This is a genomic window from Streptomyces canus (assembly GCF_030816965.1).
GTDB classification, from domain to species: domain Bacteria; phylum Actinomycetota; class Actinomycetes; order Streptomycetales; family Streptomycetaceae; genus Streptomyces; species Streptomyces canus_E.
Map to the genome: position 1 here is coordinate 7,292,509 of NZ_JAUSYQ010000002.1, position 13,102 is coordinate 7,305,610.

The following is a 13,102-nucleotide window of genomic DNA, read 5'->3' on the forward strand; positions in this document are numbered from 1 at the left end:
CGTCGTAGCACGCGATCGGGGCCGGTCGGCGGACGTAATATCCGTCGATCGGCCCCGGCCGTTGCGTGTACGGTTCCCCGTATTGGCGTCCAAGCGCGGCGCCCGTACCCCGAACCGGCGGGACATCCGGATACACACATGTATGTGGGGACTCTGTCCTTCGACCTGCTCCTCGGTGACGTCCACTCGCTGAAGGAGAAACGCTCTCTCGTCCGTCCGATCGTGGCCGAGCTCCAGCGCAAGTACGCGGTGAGCGCGGCGGAGACGGGCAATCAGAACCTCCACCGCAGGGCCGAGATCGGGCTCGCGGTGGTCTCCGGGGACACAGGACACCTCACCGACGTGCTGGACCGCTGCGAGCGGCTGGTCGCCGCGCGGCCCGAGGTGGAACTGCTCTCGGTTCGACGCAGGCTCCACAGCGACGAAGACTGAAGCAAGCAGCAAGACAGTTACTAAGGAGACGGACCAGTGGCCGACAACGCGCGCGCCAAGAGGCTGGCGGACCTCATCCGAGAGGTGGTGGCCCAGAAGCTGCTGCGCGGGATCAAGGACCCGCGGCTCGGCTCGAATGTCACCATCACGGACACCCGGGTCACGGGTGACCTGCGGGAGGCGACCGTCTTCTACACCGTGTACGGGGACGACGAGGAGCGGGCGGCCGCGGCCGCCGGACTGGAGAGCGCCAAGGGCGTGCTCCGGTCCGCCGTGGGGGCGGCGGCGGGTGTGAAGTTCACGCCGACGCTGACCTTCGTCGCGGACGCGCTGCCCGACACCGCCAAGACCATCGACGACCTCCTCGACAAGGCCCGACAGTCCGACGAGAAGGTGCGCGAGGTGTCGGCGGGTGCCGCCTACGCCGGTGACGCGGACCCGTACCGGAAGCCGGGCGACGAGGACGAGACGGACGACGCCGCCGAATGACCCAGAAGAACCCGCCGCCCGACGGCCTTGTCATCGTCGACAAGCCGTCGGGCTTCACTTCGCACGACGTGGTCGCCAAGATGCGCGGGATCGCCAGGACCCGCCGCGTCGGACACGCCGGCACCCTCGACCCCATGGCGACGGGCGTGCTGGTCCTCGGTGTCGAGAAGGCCACCAAGCTCCTCGGGCACCTCGCGCTGACCGAGAAGGAGTACCTGGGCACGATCCGGCTCGGCCAGACGACACTGACCGACGACGCGGAGGGCGAGATCACGGGGTCGGCAGACGCCTCGAAGGTCACCCGAGAGGCCGTCGACGCCGGGATCGCCAAGCTGAGCGGCGACATCATGCAGGTGCCGTCCAAGGTCAGCGCCATCAAGATCGACGGCGTGCGCTCGTACAAACGGGCGCGTGAGGGCGAGGACTTCGAGATCCCCGCTCGCCCCGTCACCATCTCGTCCTTCGCGGTCCACGACGTCCGGGACGCGGTCGCCGGGGACGGCACCCCGGTCCTCGACCTGGTGGTCTCCGTGGTCTGCTCCTCCGGCACCTACATCCGGGCCCTGGCCCGCGACCTGGGCGCAGACCTGGGCGTCGGCGGCCACCTGACGGCTCTGCGCCGCACGCGTGTGGGCCCCTACAAGCTGGACTCGGCCAGGACCCTCGACCAGCTCCAGCAGGAGCTGACGGTGATGCCGATCGCCGAGGCCGCGACAGCCGCGTTCCCCCGCTGGGACGTCGACGGCCGCCGGGCCAAGCTGCTCACCAACGGCGTACGGCTCGACATGCCCGACGAGTACACGGGCGCCGGAACGGTGGCCGTCTTCGACCCCGAGGGCCGCTTCCTGGCACTGGTCGAGGAACAGAAGGGCAAGGCGAAGAGTCTGGCCGTCTTCGGTTAGGCCTGGTCTGACGGGGCGTTGGGGCCCCCTCCGGGGGAGCACCGAGGCTGCTTGGCCGTGGAGCGGCGGTCACGGGGTTGTGCCGCCGCTCCACGGTCCCCCCTCGGTTCCCCCACCCCTAGGGTGTATCCGCCCGCCCGCTTCCATTCACCCGCGCGGGCAGGCGCTCGGAGTGAACCGGGGGAGTGGAAGGGGGCGCGTTCACCACACGATCTGTGCCGCCGATCACCGCACGCCTACCGTCGACAACAGGAACGTGCGTACGGCGGGGAGGTACGGCCATGGCGGCAGGAGATGACTCCGCCGACGCAACGGCGCCTCTCGCCTCCGGCACCGGCGCGGAGACGCTGGGGCGGGGGGAAGGGATCGCGGGGGAGCCGGGTCGGTCTGCGGGGTCTGGGGGTCGGGAGTCGCGGGATGTGGCTTGGCCTGCGGAGTCCGAGGGTCGGAAGTCGCGTGAGACGGGCCTGCCTACGGGGTCTGCGGGCCGGGAGCCGCGTGAGACGGGTCCGCGGGTCCGGTGGGGTGACCGCGCGGCCCGCGAGGAGAACCCACGGTTCCGGCAGAGCGACCCGGCGGCAGGTTCCGGCGGGCGCGATGACCGCGGGACGGATCAGGAGATCTGGCGGGTCCGGCCGGGTGACCGGGAGGTCGGTAAGGCCGTACGGTCCGATCGGGGTGGCCGTCGCGAGACCGGCGATACCGAACGGCCCGGCCGGAGCGGGTGCGAGGAGCGGTCGCGGCATGCGCGGGGGCGGCAACGCGGGCTGGTTCCCGGGGCCGGGCGGGACGAGGGACTCGTGCGGATCCTTGATCTGGCCGGTCGGCCCCGAGGGCTCGGGTTCGTGGCCGATCACCGTGGCACCGTCGTCACCAGCCATGAGGCCGTCGACGGGCTGGCCCGGCTCGTGCTGCACGTCGGCGGTGACCGCAGTCGCGTGGTGTCCGCCGATGCCGTGACCGCGCTGCCCGAGCTGGATCTGGCGCTCGTCCGCGCCGAAGGACTCGGCGTGGACCCGTTGCCGGTGTCCGTGCGCGACACCGTCGAGACCGGCACCTACGTCCGGCTCCCGGCCGGCTGCTGGCGCGAGGCCCGTGTGCTCGGCCCGGCCTCCGTGACCTACACCGCCACCGACCGCTTCCATCTCCTCGAAGACGTCCTGGAGTTGGCGATCGGCACCGCGGGACGGGACGCCCTGCGGCTGGGTGGCGGGGCCGCCGGAGGCCCCGTGCTCGACGCCGAGACCGGCGCGGTGGTCGCCGTCCTCGGCACCGCCCTGCAGTGCGGCCACCGCGACAGCGGATACGCGGTCCCGCTCCGCTCCGTCCGGACCGGCCCCCTCGCCGACCTGCTCGCGGAGAACGCGGCGACGGTCCCGGCGTACGGCGCCGACCTCAACCTCGCCGGCGTGCTGGAACTGACGGCCACCTCGGTGGCCCAGGACGGCCCGCCGGGCACGCTCGCCGGTCACGTGGGCCGGGAAGAGGCGACCGAGCCGGTCGAACGGGCAGCGGTCACAAGGGAGTTCGCCGCCTTCACCGCGGGCTCGGCCGGCGTCCTCGGCCTCGTCGGACCGCCCGGCAGCGGCCGTACGACACAACTCGCGGCCCTCGCCGCCCGCCGCCACCGGAGCCCCGCCCCGGCCCCCACCCTCTGGCTGCGCGGCGCCGACCTCGAGGACACCGACGCCTCGGTGGCCGACGCGGCAAGCCGAGCGCTCACCAGGGCCGCCCGGATCGTGGCGACCTCCACGGACATCGTCCCCGCCGACCTGGGCGACCTCACCCCCGAACGCCTGGCCCGCCTCTCCGGCATCGCAGGCCGCCCCCTGTTCCTCCTCCTCGACGGCCCCGAGGAGATGCCCCCGGTCCTGGCCCACCGCCTCGCCGAGTGGACGGAGGGCACGGCGAAGTGGCTGGCCAGGACGGGGGCGCGGCTGGTGGTGGCGTGCCGGGAGGAGTACTGGGAGGGCGCGGACTTCCCGGAGGAACTGCTGTACGGCAACCCGGAGGGGCACCTTCCGCCCTGCGTACGCCTCGCCGACCTCACCGACGAGGAGGCCCGCCGCGCCCGGGCCCGCCACGCCCTCCCCGAAGGCGTCCTCACCGCCCCCGACGACCGCCACCCCCTCACCCTCCGGCTCCTCTCCGAGGTCCGCGCGGCTCTCCCGGACCCCCCTCACGCCCCCGTGGGCCGCGACGAGGTCTTCTCGGCGTACCTCGACCTGATGTGCCTGCGCATCGCGGTACGGCTGGCCACGGCGAGCGGCCTGCGCGGCACCGCCGTCCGCAGGCTCGCCGCGAAGGTCTCCGGCCAGGTCCACGAGGCCGCCCGCCGCAGCCTCGGTCCGGGGCACGGGGAGCTGGACCGGGAGTCGTTCGAGGCGGTGTTCCCCTGGGGTCCGGCGCCGAAGCGGCTCGGCGGCACCGGCTGGGCCTCCGCCGTCCTCACCGAGGGCCTCCTCCTCCCCGCCGGCAGCGGCTACCGCTTCGCCCACGAGGAACTCGCCGACTGGATCCAGGGCACCCACCTCGACCTGGACGAGGCCCTGCGCGCCCTGGTCCACCACAGCACCGGACGGGAACACCCCCTCCCCGTCCCGCACCACCGCATCGGCCCCGTCGTCCAGGCGCTGCTCCTCGTCGCCCGCCAGCACGGCGCACCGCAACTGGCGTACCGACTGGAGGAGTTGCTCGGCGCCCTCGACGCCGACCCGCACTCCTGGTGGGCGGCCCACCTTCTCACCGAGACCCTGCTGCGGGTGCCCGACGCGACGCCGTACACCGATGTCCTGCGGCGGCTCACCGACCGCCTGGTGGACCGGCGCCGCCAGGAGGAAGCGGTCCCGCCCGCGTTCGGGCCCGCCTTCTGGACCGCCCTCCCGCTCCCGCACGGCGCCCGCATCGACCTGCTGCGCCGCCTCGTCCTCGCCGACGGGCCCCCGCACGAGCCCGGCCCCCGGTTCCTGGACGCCGTGGCAGAGCTGCTGGCCACGGACCCCACCGCCGTACAGCCGCATCTCACCCGCTGGTTCGACGACGAGCGGCCGCTGCCCGCGACCCCGCACGCGACCGTGGCGAAGGCCGCGCAGGCGCTGCTGCACACGCACCGGACCCGGGCCCTGGACGACCTCACCGAGGTGCTCGTCGGCTGTGCGCACCGGCGGGCCGATGAACTGCTCGCCGTGCTGGCCGAGGACGAGCCGTCGGCGGTGTGCCGGGCCGTGGACCGGTGGGCGCACGACGAGCGGCCGGCACGGCGGGTGGCGGCGGTGGCGTACGGACTGCGGGCCGCCCCGCACGTACGCACCGAGGCCGACCGCGAACTCCTGCGCTACGCCGCCCTCGCGCTGCTCGCCCGCCCCGAGGACCGCACCCTGCACGGCGGCGCGCTCGCCCTGCTGGTGCGCGACCCGCGCACGCGTGCCCGGCATCTCCCGCAGGCACTCGGGCACTTCACGGCCGGCGACCCGCAATTCCCGCCCGGCGCGCTGGTCCCCGCACTCGCCACCGACCCCGATCCGGTCCTGGAAGCCTTCCGGGAGCGGCTGCGCAGACCGGGTGGCGGGGAGGCGCTGCGCACGCTCGCCGACGTCACCACGCCCGCCCTGGCCCGTCGGGTGGCCGTGCTGGTGCGGGAGGCGGTGCAGCGGCGCCCGGAGACCGCCGGGGACGTGGCCGCGTACGTCGACCGGCGCCTCGACCAGGGCCCGGCCGCCCGGGCCGTGCTCCTCCCGCTGGTCACCGGACTGCTCGAAGGCGCCCCGGAAAGGGTGCGGGCCGCGCTGGCGGCCGTGCTCGTCGGCCCAGGCACCCCCGCCTCGCGCCCGCTGCGCCAGGAACTCCTCGATTTCCTCCTGGACCACGAACGGGAGCCCGCGGTCCTGGTCGCCCTGTTGCCCGCGGCCGCCGCGCGCGGCGGGGACGGCGTCCGCGACCTCGTCCGGCGCACGGGCCTCCTCCTCGTCCGTACCCCCCTGGGTGCGATCAGTTTCGACCGCGCTCTCGTCGACCTCGGCCGGCACGTGCCCGGGTTCGCCGCGCTGGTGGCCGGCTGGCTCGCCGACGCCCCGCAGGAGTGGGCGGGGGTGGTCGGCCCCAGCACCCGGCGGATGATCGAGAACCTGGCGGGTGCACCGGTTCCCGCCTGACTTCGCGTGCGTCGGGTCACAGCCCCCATGCCGATGCGAGCGACGGGCACGCGGCATGGCACCCTTAGACCTGCGTAAGTCGCAAGAGTCAATACGGACACGGGTTCGACGAGGAGCGGTCACAGTGCAGCGCTGGCGTGGCTTGGAGGACATCCCCGAGGACTGGGGGCGCAGCGTCGTCACCATCGGTTCCTACGACGGGGTCCACCGCGGGCACCAGCTGATCATCCGGCATGCCGTGGACCGGGCGCGCGAGCTGGGCGTCCCCTCGGTCGTCGTCACCTTCGACCCGCATCCCAGTGAGGTCGTCCGCCCCGGCAGCCACCCGCCGCTGCTGGCCCCGCACCACCGCCGCGCCGAGCTCATGGCCGAGCTGGGCGTGGACGCGCTCCTGATCCTCCCCTTCACCACGGAGTTCTCGAAGCTCTCGCCCGCCGACTTCGTCGCCAAGGTCCTGGTCGACAAGCTGCACGCCAAGGCGGTCGTCGAGGGCCCCAACTTCCGTTTCGGCCACAAGGCCGCGGGCAACTGCGACTTCCTCGCCGAGCAGGGCAAGACCTACGACTTCGAGGTCGAGATCGTCGACCTGTACGTGTCGGGCACGGCGGGCGGCGGCGAGCCCTTCTCCTCCACCCTGACCCGGCGTCTGGTCGCCGAAGGTGACGTGGAGGGCGCCGGCGAGATCCTGGGCCGCCCGCACCGGGTGGAGGGCGTGGTCGTCCGCGGCGCCCAGCGAGGGCGCGAGCTCGGCTTCCCGACCGCCAACGTCGAGACCCTCCCGCACACCGCCATCCCCGCCGACGGCGTCTACGCCGGCTGGCTGCACGCCCAGGGCGAGGCGATGCCGGCCGCGATCTCCGTCGGCACCAACCCGCAGTTCGACGGCACCGAGCGCACGGTGGAGGCGTACGCGATCGACCGCGTCGGGCTCGACCTGTACGGCCTGCACGTGGCGGTGGACTTCCTCGCCTATGTGCGCGGACAGCAGAAGTTCGAGTCGCTGGACGCGCTGCTCAAGGCGATGGCCGTCGATGTGCAGCGGTGCCGTGAGCTGACCGAGGGCGCCGGCGGCTGAAGGTCGTAGGGACAAAGGAAGAGGGCCGGCACCTTCAAGGTGCCGGCCCTCTTCCTTCGGCTACTGCGGCGGCTGACCCGCGTTCGGGTCGTACGGCGGCTGCGGGAACCCGGGCTGCGGCTGACCCGGCTGGCCGGTCTGCCAGGGCTGGCCGGGCTGTGCGCCGGGGAAGCCCTGGAACGGCGGCTGGGGCTGCTGCGGCTGTCCGGCGGGGGGTTGCTGCTGCTGGCCCGGCATCGGAGGAGCCATGGTCGGCGGCTGGTGGCCGCCCTGCCCCGTCCACAGGCCCTGCTCCTGCTGGGCCCGCACGAAGTCCTCGGCCACCATCGCGGCGAGGTCGAAGTACGCCTCCCGGACCTTCGGCCGCATCATGTCGAGGTCGACCTCGGCACCGGCCGCCAGGTGCTCGTCGAACGGTACGACGATCACGCCCCGGCAGCGCTGCTCGAAGTGGGTGACGATGTCCTCCACCTTGATCATCTTGCCGGTCTCGCGCACACCCGAGATCACGGTGATGGACCGCGAGACCAGGGACGCGTACCCGTGCGCCGACAGCCAGTCCAGCGTCGTACTGGCGCTGCTCGCGCCGTCCACCGACGGGGTCGAGATGATGATCAGCTGGTCGGCGAGGTCCAGGACCCCTCGCATGGCGCTGTAGAGCAGACCCGTGCCCGAGTCCGTGAGGATGATCGGGTACTGGCGGCCCAGCACGTCGATCGCGCGCCGGTAGTCCTCGTCGTTGAACGTCGTGGACACGGCCGGGTCGACGTCGTTGGCGATGATCTCGAGGCCCGAGGCCGCCTGGGACGTGAACCGGCGGATGTCCATGTACGAGTTGAGGTACGGGATCGCCTGGACCAGGTCGCGGATGGTGGCGCCGGTCTCGCGCCGCACCCGGCGGCCGAGGGTGCCGGCGTCCGGGTTGGCGTCGATGGCGAGGATCTTGTCCTGCCGTTCGGTGGCGAGGGTGGAGCCGAGGGCGGTGGTCGTGGTGGTCTTGCCCACGCCGCCCTTGAGGCTGATCACCGCGATCCGGTAGCAGGACAGCACCGGGGTGCGGATGAGGTCGAGCTTGCGCTGCCTCTCCTGCTCCTCCTTCTTGCCGCCGAGCTTGAACTTCGAGCCACCAGGAGTGGGACGGCTGCTCTTGGCCTTCTGCTTCTTGCTGTTGACCAGCCGGTCCGAGGTCAGCTCGACCGCGGCGTTGTAGCCGAGCGGCGCGCCCGCGCCGGCGACCTGCTGCCGCTGGTCGTGCTGGACGGCCGCGGGCCAGGCTCCACCGGTACGGGGGTCCACGCCGGGCTGGCCCGGAGCGCCCGCGTAGGGGCCGGGCTGGGGTGCCTGCGGCGGCTGCTGTCCCGGGAACTGCGGCTGCCCCGGCTGGGCCTGCGGCTGTGCCGGGGGCGGCGGCACGGGCTGACCCGGCTGGCCGGGCTGTGCGGGGTGCTGCTGGGGGTAGCCGTAACCGCTCTGGTCGGGCTGGGGTGCGGGCGGTTGCGGGAAGCCGTAGCCGCTCTGGGGGTTCGGGGGCGCGGGCTGCTGAGGGTAGCCGTAGCCGCCCTGGCCGGGCTGGGGCGCAGGGGGCTGGGGGAAGCCGTAGCCGCTCTGCGGGTGTTGCGGATTCTGCGGGTTCGGGGAAGCGGGCGGCTGTGGGTAGCCGTAGCCGCCCTGTGCCGGCTGGCCCTCGGGCTGCGGCGGAGTGGCCGGCCAGCCCCCGGGTGCCGGTTGCGGCGCCTGGGGCTGGGGTGCGGCCGTCGGCTGCGCGGGCGGGAGCGGGGCACCGGGCTGTCCACCCGTGGTCCACTCCGGGGCCGACGTCGGTGCCGCACCGGGGGCCGCCGACGCGAACTGGGGCGGGAGGGGCGGGACGGCGCCCTGGGGTGCCGGCGGGGGACGCCAGCCTTCCTGCGGGGCGTCGGGCTGCTCGGGTGCGGCGGCCGGCGGAGCCTGGGGCTGGTCCGGTGCGGTGGTCTGCGTGGTCGGAGCGTCGGGCGCGGCTGCCTGCGGCTCGGCGTCACCGCCCGGGGCGGAGGCCGGCGGCGTGTTGGTTTCCGGGCCTTCCGGTGCCTCAGGAGCCTCCGGTGCCGAGGCTCCGGCGGTGGGCGCCTGGGGGGCGGCTGTGCCCTCGTCGGTTCCCTTCTCGTCGTCGGAGGCGGATGTGGATCCGGCCTCGCTCGGGGACGGGGCCGCCGGTGCCTCGGCGTCCGCCTCCGCGGACCCCTGCGGGGCTTCGGCGGGGGCCGGTGGCTCGGGGGCGGTGGGCGCGGCGGGTGCCTCCGGCGACGGGGCTGCGGGGGGCTGCGGGGCGCTGGTCGCCGTGGCGGAGGACGCGTCGATACGGCCTTCCGCTTCACCTCCGGCGGAAGCCGCACCGCCGTCTGCGGCGGGGGAGCCGGGGGCTGCAGAGGGTGCGGGAGCCACGGGGGGCGCGGGAGGTGCGGGGGTCACCGGGGCCGCGGGGGGTGCGGGAGCCACCGGCGCCGCGGTGGGTGCCGTAGGAGGTGCGGGCGGTTGCGGGTAGCCGTAGCCGCTCTGGGGGTTCGGGGGTGCGGGCGGTTGCGGGTAGCCGTAACCGCTCTGGGGGTTCGGGGGTGCGGGCGGCTGAGGGTAGCCGTAGCCGCTCTGCGGGGGCTGGGGGGCCGCGCCGGGGTTCCCCGCCCACGGCGGCGGAGGCGGTGGCGTCGCGCCGGCCGGACCCGCGGACGGGTCGAACTGCGGGCCGGGAACGGGAGCCGACGGTGCGGAACCGGACGTGTCGGGGTAACCGGGGTGCGGTGCAGGCGCGGTGGGGGCAGCGGCGGGCGCGGGAGGTTCCGCCTCGGCCTCGGGCGCCGCGCTCTGCGTATACCAGGCAGGCGCGGCGTAGTCGATGGTGAACTCGCCCGTCATCTCGGTGGCGGACTCCGCGTCGGACTGGTCGTCGCTGGGCGTGGTCCAGCCCGCGCGCAGCCCGTCCCGATCGCTCTGCACAATTCCTCCTGCTGTGGGGTCGGGCACCCTCGTGCCGTGTGGGCACTCATGTGCCGGGCTGGGGGCGACCGTTCCTGGTGTCCGATCCGTCTGAAGTCCCCTGGACGCGAACAACCCAGCCGTGGGTTCTTACGTCGCACCCGCATCAAGCGTAAACGCCACCGGCGTCGGCGGGGCAGGCCCGTCCGCTGTGCGCTCGCGCCCAACGGGCCGGTGCCTGCCTCGATGTCGGTCTTGTGACGGTTGTCCGTCTCTTGAAGCCCGGCGCGGTTGGCTCTGTCCCGGCCGGGGCCGGGCCGTGCTGCCTACTCCGCCTGCTCCGCGGTGAGCCCGCCCTGGTGCTGTGCGGCCTCCAGGTCGAACTCGCCGTCGCGTGCGCCGAGTACGAAGGCCCGCCACTCCGCCTCCGTGTACCGCAGCACGGTGTCCGGGTCCAGGGAGGACCGCATGGCCACCGCGCCCTCGGGGAGGTAGGCGATCTCGACGCGCTCCTCGTGCTCCTCGGTGCCGGGCGCGCTGTGCCACTCGACGCCGGAGATGTCCAGGCCGTACAGCTCGTCCCGTTCCCTCGCCTTTCGCGCCTTGACGTCCTCGTCCGGTGTCTTTGCGGCGATGTCGTCCGCGTCGGTCATGGTCGGCGGGCCCTTTCTCATGAGCGAACCTCGTGCACGAGCACCCTACTTGGCCTGGGCCCTCTCACACGGCGCAACGGTTCGGTTACGAACTCGTGTGAGGGGCCGACACCTTGGCCGCGTCACGAGCCCGCCCGTCAGTCCATCCGGCGGGGCGCCCCGAGGAGACCGGTCTCCGCGTCGGTGGGCTGGGTCATCACGTACTGCCGGTGCTTCTGTGTGCACCACAGGGCGACGTTGTCGGAGAGGGACGGCAGGGACGCGGCATCACCCTGGGGCAACCGCATGGACCTGCCGACCACTTGGGACTCCTGCGGCGAGATCCGCTGTACGCCGACGACATCCGCGTTGGCCAGCAGCCGCGGGGCAGTCGGGCCGAGGTAGGGGAGCAGGGTCAGCACCGACTGCCAGGGCGCCGTGGTGAGACGGCTGCGCGGCGGGCGGATGCCCAGGTCGCGGATGATGAGCACCGGGCTGGCCGGGGACGGGCCCTGCGGGGCGATCCGGCCCACCTGGTGCACCGTCACGCACTGCTGGCCGCCGCCGGCGGCCTGCGCCATCGGCGCCCACAGCTGCGGACGTGCCGTCTCCACGGCCACGCGCGCGCCGATCGCCGCCGCCCGCAGGGCGATGACCTGGGCCAGCCAGGTACCGCCCACCAGCACCATGTCCAGGCGGGTGGGGCGGCACAGTCCCAGCACCGCGGGCTGGTTGTCGGGGTCGATACCGAGGATCAGACCGTCGTCACCGACGGGCAGCGTCAGCTGCGCCAGGACGTCGGCGTCGACGAGGTGACGCTCACGCCGGGGGCCGAGCAGACCGAAGGCCTCGCGCAGACGCCGCTCGGGACCGAGCCGGGCGGGCTCGGGGGAGCGGGGCAGATGCCCGGGACGCTGTCCGGGAAAGCCCGGAGTCGACGATCCGAAGCCGGAGCGCCCTGAGGAACGGACGGTGGGAGCGGACATCAGCGGGTACCTCCCAGCGGCAGGGTGGCCAGAACTCCGGGCAGCTGCTCACGGTCGAGCCGGACCAGACCGACCTTGAACGCGGACGCGGCCCGCTCCAGGTGCTGGGCCGCCTCGCCCAGTTCGTTCTCACCGCGGCCGGTCAGACGCACGTGCCCGGACAGGGCGAGGACCTTGCCCCGGCGCCTGCTGATGGTGAGCGAGAAGGTGCTGGCCAGCGTGGGCGCGGAAGTCAGCGCGCCGATCAGCCGGGGGAACGCCGGACCGCTGCCGCCGAACTGCGGCCACCGGGAGATCCAGTACGTGGTGTGGAGCCGGTCGTCGCAGCGCCAGGTACGGGTGCTCTCGGCCGTACGGCGGCCCGAGCGGCTCCCGTCGAGCGCGGCACCGCCGGTCGTGGCCATCGGGTTGACGCAGCTGGAGGTCGCGATGGCGCCGCAGATGTCCGACTCGCTCAGCACCTTGGCCTGCATGCCGACTCCCATGAGACGGCTGGCCAGCTGGTCGGCGACCCGCAGCAGCGCCCGCCGGGCCCCCTGCATACCGCCACCGCGGGCTTCCACGGCCTCGGGGCACAGCTCCGGGTCGAACTTGAGCGCGACCCAGGTGATGCGCAGCCCCGGTGTCATGCTCTGGGCCTGCAGTGGCCCGTAGGAGCGGACCGCCATGGCCTGCGGAGGCAGATGCGGGGCGGGCGCGGGCTGGGTGTGCTGGACGACCTGGACCGAGGCGAGCCGGATGTCGTCCACCTCCAGCAGGCCCTGCAGCAGATCGAGGGGGATGTCCCCGGTGCCGTAGGACGGACGCAGGGGGGTGTCGGCGGCCTGCACCTGCACCAGCGCGGTGAGGAAGGTGCCGTCGCCGAGCATGCCGACCTCACGCTGCTCGCGATCCTGGAAGCTGTAGGTGCGCAGCGCCGGGTCGCACTCGACGGCCGGGGCGAAGCCGGGGTCGGTGCCGGGGGGCACGGGTTCGGCGTTGCGCTTGCGGCGGTCGCGGAGCGCGCGGGCGGTGCTGAACCACTCGGGCAGCGGACGCCCACGCCGGCGCAGCAGTCCGGCCAGGACCAGCGGTACGGCCAGCACGATGCCGACGGTGAGACCGATGGGGCGCAGCAGCCAGCCGATCAGCAGGACCGCGGCGGCCAGTTCGAAGCCGACCAGGTGCTGGACGCGGATGGGGCCGATGCTGCCGGGGCGCCTGGCGAGCGACGGCGAGGCCGGACTCGGGCGCGTGGACGGCTGTGCCGGTTCCGGCCCCGGCCCCTGGTTCTCCTGGGTACGACGGCTGCCGTTACGGCGCCGGGACCTGGTCGCAGTGCTCATCCCCCGGTACAACCCCTTTGCATTGTCTGGCCGCGACTTGAGCTGGCGGCGGATCACCGTACCCCGTACCGTACGGTGCGATCGTCACACGGCATAGTAGAGGCCCCTGCAGGAGCAAACGCCACGGACTACCGGGCGGCCCTGGGGAGTTCCGCATTCGG

At 73.8% G+C, this 13,102-nt stretch carries 9 protein-coding genes; 5 read left to right on the forward strand and 4 right to left on the reverse strand.

Annotation, left to right across the window (positions count from 1 at the left end; all coding sequences use genetic code 11):
* Window positions 1-138 precede the first annotated feature (138 nt).
* The 5 genes from QF027_RS34625 (at window position 139) to QF027_RS34645 (ending at window position 7,049) form a co-directional block, all read left to right on the forward strand.
* The gene (locus QF027_RS34625; protein WP_031052658.1) at window positions 139-432 is read left to right on the forward strand and encodes a DUF503 domain-containing protein; all 294 of its coding nucleotides are present in this window, start codon (window positions 139-141) and stop codon (window positions 430-432) included.
* Window positions 433-468: 36 nt separating this feature from the next.
* The gene (gene rbfA / locus QF027_RS34630; RefSeq protein ID WP_037708684.1) at window positions 469-921 is read left to right on the forward strand and encodes a 30S ribosome-binding factor RbfA; all 453 of its coding nucleotides are present in this window, start codon (window positions 469-471) and stop codon (window positions 919-921) included.
* On the forward strand, window positions 918-1,823 hold the full coding sequence (gene truB, locus QF027_RS34635) for a tRNA pseudouridine(55) synthase TruB (RefSeq protein ID WP_307079032.1): 906 nt from the start codon (window positions 918-920) through the stop codon (window positions 1,821-1,823). The genes rbfA and truB overlap by 4 nt, the downstream gene beginning before the upstream one ends.
* Window positions 1,824-2,623: 800 nt before the next feature.
* The gene (locus tag QF027_RS34640) at window positions 2,624-5,974 is read left to right on the forward strand and encodes a trypsin-like peptidase domain-containing protein (RefSeq protein ID WP_307079034.1); all 3,351 of its coding nucleotides are present in this window, start codon (window positions 2,624-2,626) and stop codon (window positions 5,972-5,974) included.
* 124 nt (window positions 5,975-6,098) lie between these two features.
* Entirely contained in the window at window positions 6,099-7,049 is a 951-nt protein-coding gene (locus tag QF027_RS34645; protein ID WP_306975703.1) for a bifunctional riboflavin kinase/FAD synthetase, read from the forward strand.
* A 60-nt stretch (window positions 7,050-7,109) separates the two neighbouring features.
* On the opposite strand, the gene QF027_RS34650 is transcribed toward QF027_RS34645, so the two are convergent.
* The 4 genes from QF027_RS34650 to eccE all read right to left on the reverse strand — a co-directional run bounded on the left by QF027_RS34650 (window position 7,110) and on the right by eccE (window position 12,941).
* Entirely contained in the window at window positions 7,110-10,019 is a 2,910-nt protein-coding gene (locus QF027_RS34650) for an SCO5717 family growth-regulating ATPase (RefSeq protein WP_307079036.1), read from the reverse strand.
* A 305-nt stretch (window positions 10,020-10,324) separates the two neighbouring features.
* Window positions 10,325-10,651, reverse strand: coding sequence for a DUF397 domain-containing protein (locus QF027_RS34655; RefSeq protein WP_266568565.1), 327 nt, complete (start codon window positions 10,649-10,651; stop codon window positions 10,325-10,327).
* A 137-nt stretch (window positions 10,652-10,788) separates the two neighbouring features.
* Complete coding sequence (locus QF027_RS34660) at window positions 10,789-11,616, reverse strand: hypothetical protein (RefSeq protein WP_306975699.1); 828 nt, start codon at window positions 11,614-11,616, stop codon at window positions 10,789-10,791.
* On the reverse strand, window positions 11,616-12,941 hold the full coding sequence (gene eccE, locus QF027_RS34665; protein ID WP_306975697.1) for a type VII secretion protein EccE: 1,326 nt from the start codon (window positions 12,939-12,941) through the stop codon (window positions 11,616-11,618). The genes QF027_RS34660 and eccE overlap by 1 nt, the downstream gene beginning before the upstream one ends.
* Between the last annotated feature and the right edge of the window lie 161 nt (window positions 12,942-13,102).